At 71.5% G+C, this 16,406-nt stretch carries 13 protein-coding genes; 7 read left to right on the top strand and 6 right to left on the bottom strand.

Going from position 1 to position 16,406, the window contains the following annotated elements; translation table 11 throughout:
- Position 1: 1 nt before the first annotated feature.
- Together ASD84_RS10925 and ASD84_RS10920 are read right to left on the bottom strand one after the other, a co-directional pair.
- Positions 2–1,039: a sigma-70 family RNA polymerase sigma factor gene (locus ASD84_RS10925; RefSeq protein WP_082573284.1), complete on the bottom strand. Its 1,038-nt coding sequence runs from the start codon at positions 1,037–1,039 to the stop codon at positions 2–4.
- A 93-nt stretch (positions 1,040–1,132) separates the two neighbouring features.
- Positions 1,133–1,828, bottom strand: coding sequence for a pirin family protein (locus ASD84_RS10920; RefSeq protein ID WP_056709957.1), 696 nt, complete (start codon positions 1,826–1,828; stop codon positions 1,133–1,135).
- A gap of 16 nt (positions 1,829–1,844) precedes the next feature.
- Between ASD84_RS10920 and ASD84_RS10915 the strand changes: the two genes are divergently transcribed.
- The 3 genes from ASD84_RS10915 to ASD84_RS10905 all read left to right on the top strand — a co-directional run bounded on the left by ASD84_RS10915 (position 1,845) and on the right by ASD84_RS10905 (position 5,678).
- Complete coding sequence (locus tag ASD84_RS10915; RefSeq protein WP_056710921.1) at positions 1,845–3,233, top strand: glycoside hydrolase family 1 protein; 1,389 nt, start codon at positions 1,845–1,847, stop codon at positions 3,231–3,233.
- Positions 3,234–3,286: 53 nt separating this feature from the next.
- Entirely contained in the window at positions 3,287–4,642 is a 1,356-nt protein-coding gene (locus ASD84_RS10910; RefSeq protein ID WP_056709956.1) for a GH1 family beta-glucosidase, read from the top strand.
- A gap of 70 nt (positions 4,643–4,712) precedes the next feature.
- Positions 4,713–5,678, top strand: a complete 966-nt coding sequence (locus ASD84_RS10905) for an NADPH:quinone oxidoreductase family protein (RefSeq protein ID WP_056709954.1) — start codon at positions 4,713–4,715, stop codon at positions 5,676–5,678.
- A gap of 19 nt (positions 5,679–5,697) precedes the next feature.
- On the opposite strand, the gene ASD84_RS10900 is transcribed toward ASD84_RS10905, so the two are convergent.
- From ASD84_RS10900 to ASD84_RS10890, 3 genes are all read right to left on the bottom strand, one after another.
- Positions 5,698–6,207 carry a CAP domain-containing protein gene (locus ASD84_RS10900; RefSeq protein ID WP_056709952.1) on the bottom strand — a complete coding sequence of 170 codons (510 nt, stop codon included), beginning with the start codon at positions 6,205–6,207 and terminating at the stop codon, positions 5,698–5,700.
- A gap of 50 nt (positions 6,208–6,257) precedes the next feature.
- Positions 6,258–6,797, bottom strand: a complete 540-nt coding sequence (locus ASD84_RS10895; RefSeq protein ID WP_056709950.1) for a CAP domain-containing protein — start codon at positions 6,795–6,797, stop codon at positions 6,258–6,260.
- 120 nt (positions 6,798–6,917) lie between these two features.
- Positions 6,918–7,457 (bottom strand): CAP domain-containing protein, encoded by a 540-nt coding sequence (locus tag ASD84_RS10890; protein ID WP_056709947.1) that lies wholly within the window; start codon positions 7,455–7,457, stop codon positions 6,918–6,920.
- Between the two features lie 104 nt (positions 7,458–7,561).
- On the opposite strand from ASD84_RS10890, the gene ASD84_RS10885 reads away from it, so the two are divergent.
- A complete protein-coding gene (locus tag ASD84_RS10885; RefSeq protein ID WP_056709945.1) occupies positions 7,562–9,520 on the top strand; it encodes a M13 family metallopeptidase in 1,959 nt (652 codons plus the stop codon).
- Positions 9,521–9,573: 53 nt separating this feature from the next.
- Here ASD84_RS10885 and ASD84_RS10880 read toward each other — a convergent pair whose 3' ends face one another.
- Positions 9,574–10,143, bottom strand: a complete 570-nt coding sequence (locus ASD84_RS10880; protein ID WP_082573283.1) for a hypothetical protein — start codon at positions 10,141–10,143, stop codon at positions 9,574–9,576.
- 98 nt (positions 10,144–10,241) lie between these two features.
- On the opposite strand from ASD84_RS10880, the gene ASD84_RS10875 reads away from it, so the two are divergent.
- From ASD84_RS10875 to ASD84_RS10865, 3 genes are all read left to right on the top strand, one after another.
- Entirely contained in the window at positions 10,242–11,879 is a 1,638-nt protein-coding gene (locus ASD84_RS10875) for a helix-turn-helix transcriptional regulator (protein WP_056709941.1), read from the top strand.
- 170 nt (positions 11,880–12,049) lie between these two features.
- The gene (locus ASD84_RS10870) at positions 12,050–13,681 is read left to right on the top strand and encodes a helix-turn-helix transcriptional regulator (RefSeq protein WP_156391758.1); all 1,632 of its coding nucleotides are present in this window, start codon (positions 12,050–12,052) and stop codon (positions 13,679–13,681) included.
- 551 nt (positions 13,682–14,232) lie between these two features.
- Positions 14,233–16,377: a RecQ family ATP-dependent DNA helicase gene (locus tag ASD84_RS10865; RefSeq protein ID WP_056709936.1), complete on the top strand. Its 2,145-nt coding sequence runs from the start codon at positions 14,233–14,235 to the stop codon at positions 16,375–16,377.
- Positions 16,378–16,406: the final 29 nt, after the last annotated feature.

The following is a 16,406-nucleotide window of genomic DNA, read 5'->3' as shown; positions in this document are numbered from 1 at the left end:
CTCAGCCGGCCGGGGCGAGGTCCGGCACGTAGTCGGCCGGGAGCCGTTCGGGGAGCCCGAACCGGGCGAACAGTGCCGTGTCGAAGAACGCCGTGACGTGCTCGACCCTGGCGTCCTCGCCGGCGCCGACCATCTGCAGCACCTGCAGGTGGAACGGCTCGAAGTGGCCCTCGGGCTGGCGCATGTAGAGCCCGAACGCCGGTTGGCCGTTGGCGGTCGTCGCGACCATCGGCATGTCGGCCACCCCGCCGGGGCACTTGGTGCCGATCAGCTCGGCGATGTGGGCGGTGCCGCGGTAGTGGTTCAGGAACGGCGGCATGTCCCACGTCGCGTCGTACGTCAGGAGCTGGACGATGCGGTCGATGTCCTTGCGCCAGAACGCCTCGAGGTAGGCGTCGAGCAGCCCCTTCTGGGCAGCGTCGAGGTCGGCCTCCACCGTGTCAGGCGTCAGTCCGCGCTCGGCGAGCTGGGCGTGTGCGCGCTGGAGTGCGGAGTTCACGGCCGCGGTCGTCGTGTCGAGGGCGGTCGCGGTCTCGGCGGCCGACCAGCGCAGCACGTCGCGCAGGATCAGGACGGCGCGCTGCCGGGCCGGCAGGTGCTGCAGGGCCGCGATGAACGCGAGCCGGATCGTGTCGCGCTCGGCCACCTCGACGGCAGCGTCCGGGATCGGCTCCAGCCAGGGGACCTCGTGGTCCTCGAGCAGCTCGTCGGCCGGAGCGGAGTCCGACGTACCGAGGCCCGTCGGCAGTGGTCGCCGGGGCTTGCTCTCCAGGTTCGTCAGGCACACGTTCGTGGCGATCTTGTAGAGCCAGGTCCGCACCGAGGAGCGGCCCTGGAAGTTCGCCGACGCCTTCCACGCCCGCAGGAACGTCTCCTGGACGAGGTCCTCGGCTTCGTGCACCGAGCCGCTCATCCGGTAGCAGTGCGCCATCAGCTCTCGCTGGTAGCGGCCGGTCAGCGTGTCGAAGTCAGCGAGCTCCTCGCTCCCGACCACTGCCGTCGCCGCCGTCTCGATCTCGGTCACCGTCGCGCTTCCCATCACTACCCCTGTGTGTCGCCAGTGTGCCTGACGAGTTGACCGGGGTCGATCGGAAAACTCATCGGTCGCCACCCGGTGGTTGAGGTGCGAGCGCTAGCGAGCCTCGAAACCCCAGATCAGCATCTCCGTCGGCACCGCAGCCGTGACGTCGTACGACGGCTGGCCGGTCAGGCTGAAGGCGTCGCCCGCTGACAGCGGCTCGGCCAGCGAGAACCGCAGCAGCGCCCCCGTGGTGATGTAGGCGTGGACCTGGTGGGCGGCGGGGAGCGAGAGGACCTCGCCCGCCTCGAGCCGCACGACGTCGAGGGTCGCGCCGGAGACACCGACACTCAGCGGGCCGCCGTCGCCGACCGCGCGCACCAGTCCTGCGCCCGGCTCCGCCACCACCGCGGCGCGGGCGTGGGCCGGCGTGGTCTCGGGGTCGTCCGCGGTCAGCCAGACCTGCACGAAGCGGACCGGGCCGTCGGGCCCGGCGAATTCCGAGTGGCGCACCCCCGCGCCGGCGCTCAGCACGCCGCACTCGCCGGGGCCCAGCGTCACCGCGGCGCCGGTGCCGTCGGTGTGCACGACGGTGCCGGACACGACCCAGGTCACGATCTCCAGGGCCTGGTGGGTGTGCTCCTCGAAACCGAGGTCGGGACCGAGCACGTGGTCGTCGTGGCAGACCATCGGGCCGAACGACAGCCGTTCGGGGTCGAAGTGCGGCCCGAACGAGAAGGCATGCCTGCTCAGCCGTCCGCGCTCGCGCTCGACGAACCTGACCGAACCCCTGCGGATCTCCACGTTCACATGGCAGATTGTGCCGGTGCCCGACGCCGACCTCGCAGCGCGGCTCCCTGCAGGGTTCCGATTCGGCACGGTGAGCGCTGCCGCCCAGATCGAGGGCGCTGCCTCGGTCGATGGCCGCGGGCCCAGCATCATCGACACCTTCGCCGCCCAGCCCGGCCGGATCCTGGACGGTTCGACGCCCGCGATCGCATGCGACCACTACCACCGCTACCGCGAGGACGTGGCGCTCCTGGGACAGCTCGGAGCGCCCGGCTACCGGTTCAGCATCTCGTGGTCGCGGGTGCAGCCGACCGGCCGTGGCGCGGTCAACGCCAGCGGCCTGGACTTCTACGACCGGCTCGTCGACAGCCTGCTCGAGGCAGGCATCGAGCCGATGGCGACGCTCCTGCACGGCGACCTGCCCCAGGGCCTCGAGGACGACGGCGGCTGGCTCAACCGGGAGACGTCGGACCGGTTCGGCGAGTACGCCGCGATCGTCGGCACGCGCCTCACGGACCGGGTGAAGGAATGGATCCCGGTGGCTGAGCCGGCGGTCACCGCGTTCCTCGGCTACGGCACCGGCGAGCGCCCGCCCGGCCGCCGGCTCCTCTTCGACGCCCTGCCGGCGGCCCACCACCTGCTGCTCGGGCACGGCCGCGCCGCGGCCGCCCTGCGTGCTGCCGGCGCCGAACGGGTCGGCTGCGCCAACAACCACGCCCCGATGTGGCCGGCCTCCGAGGACCCCGCCGACGTCGGCGCCACGAAGCTCTTCGACGCGCTGTGGAACGGGTTGTTCCTCGAGGGCATGCTGCTCGGTCGCCAACCCCAGGACATCGCCCCGTTGATGGAGGACATCGCGCTCCCGGGAGACCACCTGGTGATCCGTCAGCCCCTCGACTTCTACGGCGTCAACTACTACACGCCGCTGCGGGTCGGCGCCGCCCTGGATGCGGAGGGCGACGAGGTGAACGAGTACGCCGACGGCGACGACGAGTCGCCGTTCCGGTTCCTCGACATCCTCGGTCGGCCGCAGACCGAGACCGGCTGGGCCGTCGTACCCGAAGCCCTGCAGGAATGGCTGATCATGACCCGGGCCCGGTACCGCGCCGCGCTGCCACCGCTGGTGATCACCGAGGCCGGTGCGGCCTACTCCGTCCCGGCCGGTGCGGACGGAAGCATCGACGACGGCGACCGGATCGCCTACCTGACCCGCCACCTCGATGCGGTGTCCAACGCGATCGCGATGGGGGTCGACGTCCGCGGGTTCTACGTCTGGTCGTTCCTCGACACGTGGGAGGGCGGGGACGGGTTCGTGCCCCGTTACGGCTTCGTCGACGTCGACCACGTCACCCAGGTCCGTACCCCCAAACGGTCCTTCGGCTGGTACGCCGATCTGGTGGCCGCTCACCGAAAATTGCATGCCTGAGCTGACCTCGCTGATCGGCTGACCGGGACGCGTCGACGTGGAACAGTGGCCCCATGGTGGACCGGGAGAGGGACCTGGCCGACCGGCTCCCGAAGGACTTCCTGTTCGGCACGAGCACGGCGGCCTATCAGATCGAGGGCGCGGTCGACGAGGGCGGCCGCGGGCGTTCGGTGTGGGACACGTTCGCCGACGAACCCGGCCGGATCGTGGACGGTTCCACGGGCGCGGAGGCCTGCGACCACTTCCACCGCTTCCCCGAGGACATCGCGCTGATGAAGGAGCTCGGTGCCCCCGGCTACCGCTTCTCCATCGCCTGGCCGCGCATCCAGCCGACCGGCAGCGGGCCCGCCAACGCCGCCGGCCTGGACTTCTACGACCGCCTCGTGGACGGCCTGCTCGAGGCCGGCCTCCGGCCGATGGCGACGCTGTTCCACTGGGACCTCCCGCAGGCGCTGGAGGACGACGGCGGCTGGCTCAACCGGGCCACGATCGACCGCTTCGCCGACTACGCCGCGATCGTCGGCGAGCGGCTCGGTGACCGGGTGGCCGACTGGGTGCCCGTCAACGAGCCGAACGTCGTGACGCTGATGGGCTACGGCGTCGGGATCCATGCGCCCGGCAAGGAGCTCATGTTCGACGCGATGGGGGTCGGTCACCACCTGCTCGTCGCGCACGGCCGCGCTGCGATCGCGCTACGCGCCGCGGGGGCGACCAGCGTCGGCTGTGCCAACAACCATGCGCCGATCTGGCCGGCGAGCGACGACCCGGCCGACGTCGGGGCCGCCAAGATCTTCGACCTGATCTGGAACGGCCACTACCTCGAGGGCATGCTGCTCGGCCGCTACTCCGACGACCTGGCGATGCTGGTCGAGGACCACGTGCGCGACGGCGACTTCGCGACGATGCGCCAGCCCCTCGACTTCTACGGCGTCAACTACTACAACCCGATGCGGATCGGCGCGGCCGCCGAGGACGCGGACCTGCCGTTCGACTTCCGCGAGGTGCTCGGCTACCCCGTGACCGACTTCGGCTGGCCGGTGGTCCCGGACGCCCTGCGCGAGTGGCTGATCATGTTCCGCGCGCGACTCCGGGCCGCCGTACCCCCGATCGTGATCACGGAGTCGGGCTGCGCCTACAACATGGGCCCCGACGAGCAGGGGGTCGTCGACGACCAGCCGCGCATCGACTACCACCAGGCTCACCTGACCGCTGTTGCCGAGGCGACCGAGCGGGGTGTCGACGTCCGCGGCTACTACGCGTGGTCTCTCCTCGACAATTTCGAGTGGGCCGAGGGCTACACCCAGCGCTTCGGGTTCGTGCACGTCGACTACGACACCCAGGTGCGCACGCCCAAGCGGTCCTTCGGTTGGTACGCCGACCTGGTGGCCCGGCACGCACAGCGCGTCTGATGCTCGGCGCCTGATCCTGAGGCCCGATCCTGAGGCCTGGCACTGAGGGCCGGCCGCTAGCCTGCCGTTCATGCGCGCCATCCAGGTCATCACCACCACGGGTCCCTCCGACATCGTTGTGAGGGAGGTCCCGGATCCGGTCGCCGGCCCCGACGACCTCCTGGTCGAGGTCCACACCGTCGGGATCTCCTTCCCCGACCTGCTCCTGAGCAAGGGGCAGTACCAGCTGCGGCCCGAGCCGCCCTTCACGGTCGGGGTCGACTTCGCCGGCGTCGTGGTCTCCGGACCGGGGTTCGCGCCGGGCCAGCGGGTGGCCGGAGTCGGCGGGTACGGCGGTGCCGCGGAGCTGGTCATCGGGTCGAACGAGTCGGTCTTCGCCCTGCCGGACGTGATCAGCTTCGAGGAGGCGGTCGCGCTGCCGATGAACTACCTCACCGCACTGTTCGCGCTCGACGAGCGTGGCGGCCTCCGGGCCGGAGAGACGGTGCTGGTCCACGGCGCCGCGGGTGGCGTCGGCACGGCCACGCTGCAGGTGGCGAAGGGTCTGGGCGCCCGGACCATCGCGGTCGCGAGCACCGAGGAGAAGCGGCAGTTCGCGCTCGCCGCGGGCGCTGACGAGGCGATCGCGGTGGAGGGCTTCAAGGACGCCGCGCGGGAGCTGACGGGCGGCAAGGGTGTCGACGTCGTCCTCGACGTCGTGGGCGGCTCGCTCTTCACCGACTCGCTGCGCTCGCTCGGCAGCCAGGGCCGGGTGCTGGTCGTCGGCTTCGCGGCCGGCGAGGGCATCCCCGAGGTCAAGGTCAACCGGTTGCTGCTCAACAACACCGACGTCCGGGGCGTCGGGTGGGGTGAGTACGCGTTCTCGCACCCCGGCTACATGCGGCAGCAGTGGGCGCAGCTCGTGCCGATGATCGAGGCGGGCATCGTCAAGCCGCCCATCGGCAAGGTCTACGGGAGCGACGAGTTCGGACAGGCACTGATCGACATGGACGCACGCGCCACGCTCGGCAAGTCCGTCGTGCGGCTCAGGGACTGAGCCACGCGGACGACCTGGGTCAGCGACGGCCCAGGTCGATGGTCCACCAGCGGTTGCCGTCGGCGCTGACCGCGTAGCCGGCGCCGACGGCGCGGAACCTGCAGTCGAGCAGCAGTGCCCGGTGGATCGTGCTGCTCATCCACCGCCGTACCGCTGAGGACGCCGTGGTCGGCCCGGCTGCCAGCACCTCGCCGAGCATCTTGGCGCCGGTGTAGCCCGCGGCGGCGACCCGGGTCCGCAGGGTCGCCTCGCCGGGGAACTGGTGCGAAAGTCGCCGGGCTCTCGCCATCAGCGCGTCGTGCCTCCCCGACGAAGCCTGCAGCGAGGTCATGATGCGCAGGGCACCGCAGCCCTTGCGGGCCCGTGCCTGGTTGATCAGCGTGATGACGTCACGCTCCATCAGGGCGGCCGTGCTGGCCCTGGCCGGAACGGCCGACGCCGCTCCGGCTGGAGCGGCGTGGGCAGTGGGTCCGATCAGCAGCCCCGAGAGGACGGCCGCCGTACCGATGAAGGTAAAGAGCGCGCGCACGGGGACATCATGGTGGCGCGATGTCCCCGGGTGGGGGACATCCCGCAGAATCACCGTCGGCCGAAGTCCTGGGTCCACCAGTACCGACCGCCGTACGGCACCACGCCGATGCCGATCTCGCGCAGCGTGCAGTCGGCGATGTTGCGGCGGTGCGACGGGCTGGCCCACCAGGCGCGCACGACGAGGCGAGCGGTGCTGTAGCCGGCCGCGATGTTCTCGGCGACCTTGCGCCAGCCGGTGTAGCCGGCCAGCGTGATGCGGCGGCCGAGCGAGTACTCGCCGGACAGCTGGTGCGACATGAGGTCGTTGCGGGCCATGACGTACGAGTGCTTGCGCGCGGCCTCACGAAGGTCGCCGTTGAGCTTCAGCGGGCGACAGCCGACCGCGAGGCGCTTGATGTTGGTGATGAGCAGTACGGCGTTCTCGAGCAACGCATTGACCGCGAAGCGACCGGCGAGCTGGTCGCTCGCGATGCTCGTGGTCGGTGCGACGGTCGTGGCTGCCGCGGTTCCGGTTGTAGTAGGTGCGAAGGCTGCTGCGACGACGACGAGCAGGCCGATGACAATGTTCTTGATCCCCCAGTGACGCATGTGTCAATGGTCACCAGCGGGGGTGGGTCGCCACACCGGTGGCGCGTCCGGTCCGCGATAGTCCGTTCGGACTAGCGTTACCCGGCGGACGGCCATCTCTCCCGGATCCCTGCGAACAGGTCAGCGGCGTCCGAAGTTCTGGGTCCACCACAGCTGTCCGTCCTGCAGGACCACGCCCACGCCGAGGTCGCGCAGCCGGCAGTTCAGCATGTTGCGGCGGTGGCTGGGGCTGTTCATCCAGGCCCTGACCACGGCCCGCGGGCCGCTGAATCCCCTGGCGACGTTCTCCGCCACGAGCCGCCAGTTGGTGTAGCCGGCCCGGGTGATCCGGGTGGAGAACTTCACCTCGCCGGGCAGCTGGTGCGACATCTCGTCCTGGGCCGCCATGGTGACGGTGTGGCCCCGGGCCGACTTGCGCAGCGCGGTGGAGCTGCGCAGCGCGCCACAGCCGTGGGCCCGCCGCTGGCGGTTGGTCAGGGCCAGGACCTGGTCCTCCAGGACACGCTGGACCAGTCCGGTCGCCGCTGCGGTCCTGAGCGCGCTCGACGTGAGCCGGGCCGTGCCCTGCGACGGGGCAGGGGAGGCGTCGGCCGGTGCCGCAGCAACGCTGAGCACGAGGCCCAGCACGATGCAGGGCAGCAGTCCGATCTTCTTCGCCATGGAACACGCATCGGCGGGGCGCACCGTCGGGTGAGCCAGCCGCGAGAAGTCAGGACGATGGTCCTGACCGCCGACCTTGGGCGTCAGGTCATAGGCTCTGGCTCGTGAGCATCCTCGATGACGCCCGCCCGGGCATGGACCTCGACACCCGCCCCCAGGACGACCTCTTCGGTCACGTCAACGGGGCCTGGCTGGCCGAGACGGAGATCCCCGCCGACCGGTCGAGCTGGGGGCCGTTCGTCCAGCTGGCCGACCAGGCCGAGGAGGACGTGCGCGCCATCATCACCGAGCTCGCCACGGGGGCGCCGGCGAACGAGGACGCACGCAAGATCGCCGACCTCTACAACTCCTTCATGGCCACCGACCGGGTCGAGGCGGCCGGCCTCGCGCCCGTGCAGCACCTGGTCGACGCGGTCGCCGGCCTGCGTGACGTCCGCGACGTCGCGGCCTTCCTCGGCGAGTTCGAGCGGATCGGCGGCTACGGCCTCTTCGGGTCCTACGTCGACACCGACGACCGCCAGTCCGACCGCTACCTCTTCCACCTCGTCCAGGGTGGCCTCGGGCTGCCCGACGAGTCCTACTACCGCGAGGACAAGTTCGCCGAGATCCGCGAGGCCTACCTCGCCTACCTCGAGCGCCTCCTCACCCTTGCCGCTCACCCCGACGCCGCGGGTGCCGCGCAGCGCATCCTCGACCTCGACACCGCGCTGGCCCTGGGCCACTGGGAGCGCTCCGAGACCCGCGACGTGCAGAAGACCTACAACCGCCTGACCGGCGACGAGCTCCGGGCGCTGTGCCCCGCCTTCGACTGGAACGCCTACGTCACGAACCTGGGCGGGCAGCTCACCGGCCCGCAGGCGACCATCGCCGAGGTCGTGGTCCGCCAGCCGTCGTACCTCGAGCACCTCTCGAAGGTCCTGGACGAGACGCCGATCGAGACCTGGCGCGACTGGTTCACCTCGCGCGTGCTGCGGTCGGCGGCGCCGTACCTCTCCGACGACTTCGTCCAGACCAACTTCGACTTCTACGGCCGGACCCTGTCCGGCACGCCCGAGCTGCGGGCCCGCTGGAAGCGTGCCGTCTCGTTCGTCGAGGGCGCGATGGGCGAGGCCGTCGGCAAGGAGTACGTCGACCGGCACTTCCCGCCGACGTCGAAGGCGATGATGGACGACCTGGTCGCCAACCTGCTCGCGGCGTACAAGACGTCCATCGGCAAGCTCGACTGGATGACGGAGGAGACGAAGCGACGCGCGTACGAGAAGATCGCGACCTTCCGCCCCAAGATCGGTTACCCCACGAAGTTCCGCGACTACAGCGCGCTGCCCGTGGTGTCGGACGACCTGGTCGCCAACGCGCAGGCGTCCGCCGGGTTCGAGACCGACCGCCAGCTCGCCAAGATCGGTGCGCCGGTCGACCGCGACGAGTGGTTCATGCTGCCGCAGACGGTCAACGCCTACTACAACCCCGGCACCAACGAGATCTGCTTCCCGGCCGGGATCCTGCAGAAGCCGTTCTTCAGCCCCGACGCCCTGCCCGCCGAGAACTACGGCGGCATCGGCGCGGTGATCGGCCACGAGGTCGGCCACGGCTTCGACGACCAGGGCGCGCAGTACGACGGCGAGGGGAACCTCAACGACTGGTGGACCGCCGACGACAAGGCCGCCTTCGAGGTGAAGTCCAAGGCGCTCATCGAGCAGTACGACGCCTTCTCGCCCCGCAACCTGCCCGACGAGAAGGTCAACGGCTCGCTCACGGTCGGCGAGAACATCGGCGACCTCGGCGGCCTGACCATCGCGCACACCGCGTTCCTGATCGCGGCCGAGGCGGCCGGCACCGAGGCCACTCTGGAGGACCGCAAGACGCTGTTCTTCAACTGGGCCTACGTGTGGCGCACCAAGCGCCGGATCGAGCAGGAGACGCAGTACCTCACCATCGACCCGCACAGCCCGCCGGAGTTCCGCGCCAACATCGTGCGCAACCTCGACGAGTTCCACGAGGTCTTCTCGACCGTGCCGGGTGACGGGCTGTGGCTGGAGCCCGAGGCGCGCGTCCGGATCTGGTGAGTTGGTTGGGTGAGAGTGACCCAGAGGTCACTCTCACCCAACCAACTCCACTCTCAGGCGGCGTCGACGAGGAGCTGGAGCAGCTTCTCGGCGATGGCGACGAGTTCGCCCTCAGCCATCCCGGACGCCTGCGAGAGGTTCACGGTGTGGACCGTACCGCCGACCAGGACACCGCCCGCGGTCTGCAGGCTCTCGCCCGTTCCGAAGGTGCCGGTGGTGACGAAGGCGCCGTCACCGAGACCCTCGACCGGGTGCTCGACCGGGTTCGTGAGCGTGCCCGTGATGCCGGACTGGTAGCCGTCGAACCCGCCGTTGCCGGTGTCGACCTCGACCGACCCCACCGATCCGCTGACGGCCCGGGGGTCCTCCTGCTTGAACTCGCAGGCATCGAAGGGACCGGTGGTCAGGGTGACCGCAGCCCCCACAGCTGCGGACACCTGATCGGGCGTGAGGAGATCGCAGAACTTCGGCAGCTCGGCCGTCTCGCCGTCGCCGCCATCGTTCGATTCCGCAGCACCGGTGTTGTCGCCGGAGTCCCCGGAGTTGTTGTCGGCACCGTCGTCACCGCATCCCGCGGCGAGTGCACCCACGACCACCAGTCCGGCAAGCCAAGCTCGCTTCATCAATGTCCCCTCACAAGTCAGACCCGACCTTCTCGTCTCCGGGGCACAGCGCGGTAGTAGGGGATCGGCGTAATCGGCGGATCGACTACGTTGCCTGCATGGACCGGGTGGGCTGGCTGGGCGAGGTGCTCACCCATCTTGCCGACGGCACGGTACCCGTCGCCGCCGCCGACTGCGCCGCTGCCTGGGATGCAGACCGCGATCCCGTGGTGGCCGCCCTCGCGGCCGTGTGCGGGTTCTGGCAGGGCGACTTCGCCGGCGCGACGCGCTGGGCGGTCCTGGCGTCTGCCTCGGCCGACGACGACGAGACGCGGGCGCTGGCGTTCGCGGCCGAGTCCCTCGCTGCGGCCGGCGACGTGGCTGCGTTGCCCGAGCCGGCCTGGAGCGATGCGTGGGCGCTTCTCGACGCCGCCCCGGAACCGGACTCCGCCTGGTGGACGGCGATCCGCTACCTGCTGGCCGAGGCGGCTCTGGTCGGTGCCCGGTTGGCCGACGCGCAGCGCGTGGTCGCCTCCGGGTCGCTGCCGGGTACGGCGTGGTCCGGCCACTCCTTCGCCGCCATGATGGTGGCGTGCGCCGTACGGACGGCCGTGTTCTCCGGGAACATCGACCAGGCCACGGCGTTGATCGAGCCGATGCGCGCCGCGACCGAACCCGGCACCCGCCTCGAGGGCGTCGTGGAGGCGGTGGCCGGGCTCGTCCTCGGGAATGCCGACGACGCCGGTGGGGTGTCCCGGAGCCGGGAGCTGACGCCGATCGTGCACGAAGGGGAGCGCGACTTCGTCGACCGCGGTGTGCTGCTGCTCCTCGCCTTCGGTGCGATCGCGATCGGGGACGTACCGACCGCCGCTCGCCTGGTGTTCCAGGCCGGTGACGACGGCGACCTCGGGGCCTGCACGATCATCGACCGGGCGCTGGGGCTCGAGCTGCTCGTGGTGGCCGCGCTCGCCGAGGAGGACCTGCCGGCCGCGGAGACCTGGCTCGCGAGCCTGATGACCCTTGCCGACCACCCGACGTCGGCACCGACCGTCGACCGAGTGCGCAGCCGCTACCTGCTCGTCGTCGGTGACGTGGCGGCGGCCGTGACGGCCGCGACCACGAGCATCGAGGTGTGCCGGGCGCAGGGCCGGGGGGTCGAGGCGGCCGAGGGCGAGATCGTCCTCGCGCGGGCCCGGATCGCCGGGAACGATGTTGCCGGCGCGAGCCGCGACCTGCGCGCCCTGGTGAACGCCACCGACGCCAACGGCCACCGAGCCGTACGACGATCCGCGGCCTCGACCCTCCAACCGGCCCGGCGTCGGCTGCCCCCCGTCGCGGGCGGCGGCTGGGACGCGCTGTCCGAGCGCGAGCGGGAGATCGCCCGCTGCGTGCTGGAAGGTCTCGAGGTCGACCAGATGGCCGCTGCCCTGTTCCTGTCACCGGCCACGGTGCGGACCCACGTCTCGCGCGTGCTGTGCGCCTTCGCCGTACCGACCCGGATCGGGTTGCTCGCAGCCGTCGGGGAGGGGCGGGTCGCGCCCTCGACCGTGCCGACGCCGCTGAGCCCCCGCCAGGCCGAGGTCGCGCGCCTGGTCGCCACCGGCGCCACCAACCAGCAGGTGGCCGACGATCTCGGCATCTCGGTCAAGGGCGTCGAGAAGCACGTCGGCGACATCCTGGAGCGGTGGAACGCCGGGTCGCGGTTCGAGGTGGCCCGGATCTGGTGGGGCTCGGGCGCGGTTCACCGCGGCGGGTAGCGCACAAAGGGGCGGTCCGCCCCGGAGGTGGAACCACCGCAACCCCCACAATTGCGGCACCCGGGACGTGACCGGCCCTGCACCAACTCTCGCGGGTCAGGCCCGCTGCGGCCATGGGGTTTTGGCGTAATTGTGCCCCCGCGTCGGGCCGGCGTGGCACGCTGCTCGCCATGGACCGGGGGGCCTTGATGGCGGGCGTGCTCGATCACCTCGCTGCGGGCACCGCCGAGATCGCGATCGACGAGTGTGTCGCGGCCTGGGAGGCCGACGGTGACCCGGCCGCGCTCGGCCTGGCGGGCGTCGCAGGTTTCTGGCGGGGCGACTTCGCCGATGCGACGGCGCGCGCGGCCGAAGGGCTGGCGGCCGCGGCCGACGACGACGCTCGGGCGGTGTGCGCCGCCGCGCTGTCCCTCGCGGCGACGGGTGACGAGTTCACCGACCCGGGTGATGCCTGGACCGTGGCTCGTGACCTGGTCGGCACGGCGGCAGCTCCGGGGTCGCCGTGGTGGTCCTGTGTCCGCTACCTCGTCGCGGAGGCCGCCATGGTCAGCGTGCGCATCGATGACACCGCCGCTGTCCACCGGAGTGGCCCGGCGCCGGCCGCGGCCTGGGCGGGCCACCCCTTTGCCCCGCTGATGGTGATCTGCCAGGTGCGGGAGGCGACCTTCTCCGGACGGGTCGACGACGCTCTCGGGCTGCTCGGACCGATGATGGAAACGGTGGTGCCGGGTACGCGTGTCGCGGACCTCATCGGGTCGGTCGCCGCGCTGGTGCACGGCTTCGCGGGGGACGACGCGGGTGTCGAGGTCTCGCTCCCGGTGGCTCGCCACGTGCCTGACACGCCCCACGACTACATCGACCGTGGCGCCCTGATGCTGCTGGCCTACGGAGCGATGGCGGTCGGCGATGCGGCCACGTCGGCCGCGATGACGTTTCGTGCCGGGGCTGACGAGGACCTCAGTCGTTGCACGATCATCGACCGCGCCCTCGGCCTGGAGATCCTGCTGATCTCCGCTCTCGAAGAGGGCGACGACGAGGCGGCCGCCGCCTGGCTCGTCGGACTCGGCCGGCTTGCCGGGCACCCGATCGCGGATACCGTGGTGCTGCGGGGACAGGCCCGGCACGCGCTGGCCAGCGGAGACCCCGAGGCAGCGATCGAGTTCGCGAAGCGAAGCGTCGAGCTGTCCGTGGCGGCCGGGCGGCAGTTCGAGGTGGCCGACGGTGACCTCCTGGTCGCTCGCGCCCAACTGGCCCTCAGTGAGCCCGGGGCCGCGTCGCGCACGCTCCGCACCCTGGTCGCCGAGAGCGATCGCACGGGCCACGCCGCCGTACGCCGCTCCGCGACCGCTGCACTGGCCGCCTCAGGGCGCCGGCTTCCCCCGATCGCCGGAGGTGGCTGGTCGGCCCTGTCGGCCCGAGAGGCGGAGGTGGCGCGCGCGATCCTCGCCGGCCGGGGCGTCGAGGAGATCGCCATGGAGCTGCACCTCTCACCCGGCACCGTCAGGACCCACATCTCCCGGGTGCTCTGCGCCTTCGGTGTCGCGACCCGCGTGGGCCTGCTCGCCGCGGTGGGCCGGATCGAGGGCGCCGCGCCACCCACCACGCCGGCCCTGAGCCCTCGTCAGGCGGAGGTGGCGGCCCTGGTCGCCGCTGGTCGCACGAACAAGCAGGTCGCTGCGGAGCTGGGGATCGCCGTCAAGAGCGTGGAGAAGCACCTGGGCGACATCCGGTCGCGCTGGGACGCCGGTTCGCGGTTCGAGGTCGCCCGGATCTGGTGGGGTTCCGGGACGGCTCCGCGCTGATCCCGTCGCCCCCGGCTGGCTCGCTGCTGACTCACGGCCGGGTTGCGTCGGTCGGGAGCCCGGATTTCAGGCGGCAGCGACGAGGGAGTCGGTCGCCGGTTCCGTTGCGCTGTCGGCCTGCGGTGCCGTACGACGACATTGGGGAACCCGCGTTCAACCTGGTTGATCAGGACTACCCCGATGACCTGGCCAACGCGCGGGACCCGTGCGGTTGTCTTGCCGCCAGCCCAACCCAACCGGAGCGCAAGCCAACTGCGAGCGCGGCAGCGCGGCGAGAGCCGCCGCCCGGCAGCTTGCTGCCGCCTCTTCGTCGGAGCCGCGCTCGCGCCAGACAAACGCGCGGCAGCGCGGCGAGAGCCGCCGCCCGGCAGCTTGCTGCCGCCCCCGAGGCGGAGCCGCGCTCGCGCCAGACAAAAAAGGTGCAGCCGCAAGAGTCTCGGGTCTCCTGCGGCTGCGATCAGAAGACTAGCGGGTGGATGGATGGGTGTCCCGGGAATGTCCAGATTCGTCGAGGAAAATGTCGGGTCGGAGTCCGCTGGTAGACACGACCCATGACGTCACCGACCTCGGCCGTGCCCGGGACCGACCCGCGGGAGCGGGCCGAGGAGCACCTGCAGGCGCTGGTGGGGCGCCCCGATGCCACGTTGTACGACGACCAGTGGGCCGCGATCGCCGCGCTGGTCGAGGACCGGCGGCGTGCGCTGGTCGTGCAGCGCACCGGGTGGGGCAAGTCGGCGGTCTACTTCGTGGCGACGCTGCTGCTGCGGGAGCGCGGTGCGGGTCCGACCGTGATCATCTCGCCGTTGCTGGCCCTGATGCGCAACCAGATCGCCGCTGCGGAGCGGGCCGGGATCCGGGCGGTCACGGTCAACTCCACCAACGTGGAGCAGTGGGAACAGGTGCACGGAGCGATCCAGGCCGGCGAGATCGACGTGCTCCTGGTGAGTCCGGAGCGGCTCAACAACCCGGGCTTCCGGGACGAGGTGCTGCCCCGGCTGGCCGCGACCTGTGGCCTGCTGGTGATCGACGAGGCGCACTGCATCTCCGACTGGGGCCACGACTTCCGTCCTGACTACCGCCGGATCCGCACGCTCCTGCAGGACCTGCCGACCGGCATCCCCGTGCTGGCGACGACCGCGACGGCCAACCAGCGCGTGACCGACGACGTCTCCGAGCAGCTGGGTGCGGACACCCTCGTGCTGCGCGGCAGCCTCGATCGGGAGTCGCTCCGCCTCGGCGTGGTGCGCCTCAAGACCGCTGAGCAGCGGCTCGCGTGGCTGGCGGACCACCTGTCCGAACAGCCCGGCAGCGGGATCGTCTACTGCCTGACGGTGGCCGCGACCCAGGAGGTCGCGGGCTATCTCCGTTCGCGCGGGCACGACGTGGCGGCGTACTCCGGCCAGACCGAGCAGACCGAGCGGCTGGCGCTCGAGCAGGCCCTGCTCGACGGTGAGGTGAAGGCGCTGGTGGCGACCAGCGCGCTCGGGATGGGCTTCGACGCGTCGCTGGGGTTCGTGGTCAATCTCGGTGCGCCGAGCAGCCCGGTCGCCTACTACCAGCAGGTCGGCCGTGCCGGCCGTGGCGTGAACCTGCCGCCCGAGGGGGCCTCCGTGGTCCTGCTGCCGGCCATCGAGGACCGCGACATCTGGGCGTACTTCGCCTCCCTAGCCTTCCCGCGGGAGGAGCTGGTGCGCGAGACGCTCGCCGTCCTCGCCGAGTCGTCGGGGGAAGGCCGGGCGCTGAGCACCGCTGCCATCGAGCCGCGGGTCGACCTGTCCCGCACCCGCTTGGAGACGATGCTCAAGGTGCTCGACGTCGACGGGGCAGTGCGCCGGGTGCGGGGTGGCTGGGAGTCGACGGGCCAGGAGTGGTCCTACGACGCCGACCGCTACGCGCGGGTGGCGGCGTCCCGGGCGGCCGAGCAGCAGGCGATGCTCGAGTACCTCGGTTCGGACGAGTGCCGGATGCGGTTCCTGCGCGGGCAGCTGGACGATCCGGAGGTGCTGGCCGATCCGGCCTGGCGTTGCGGGCGGTGCGACAACTGCGGCGGCCTGGCCCTGTCGACGGACGTGTCCGAGGCGGCGGTCGTGGAGGCAGCCGACCGGCTGGCTCGCCCGGGGGTTCCGCTGGAGCCACGCAAGCTCTGGCCGACCGGCCTGTCGGCCATCGGGGTCAGCCTGTCCGGCAAGATCCGCCAGCCCGCCGAGACCGGCCGTGCGATCGCGCGGGCGACCGACCTCGGCCACGGTGCCGCGCTGCGGGGACTCTTCGCGTTCGACGCCGAGGACGGTCCGGTGCCCGTCTCCCTGGCTCGGGCGATGGTCGCGATGCTCCAGGACTGGCAGCCGAAGGTGGACGCCATCGTGGTGAGCGAGTCCGAGCGCCGCCCGCAGCTGACGGCCGACCTGGCCAGCGGCCTGTCCCGCTTCCTCCAGGTCCCCGTGGTCGGCCGCTGGGGGATCGTCGACCTCTCCGTGGGTCCCGATCGCGGCGCCACGAACTCCGCGCAACGGGTGGCGGCGGTGTCGCGCCGCTGCGCCCTCCAGCTCGACGATCCCGCCGCGGTGCGCGACGCCCGGGTGCTGCTCGTCGACGACCGGAGCGTGACCGGGTGGTCGCTGACCCTCGGCGCGGCGGCGTTGTACGACGCCGGAGCGGCCGCCGTCGTACCGCTGGTGCTGGGGCTGACGAACTAGTCGACACCCTCGACAGAAACTAGAACGCG

This window comes from Nocardioides sp. Root682 (genome assembly GCF_001427795.1).
Lineage (GTDB): Bacteria > Actinomycetota > Actinomycetes > Propionibacteriales > Nocardioidaceae > Nocardioides.
The sequence above is the reverse complement of the archived record's forward strand: the minus strand, read 5'-3'. Positions and strand labels throughout refer to the sequence as shown.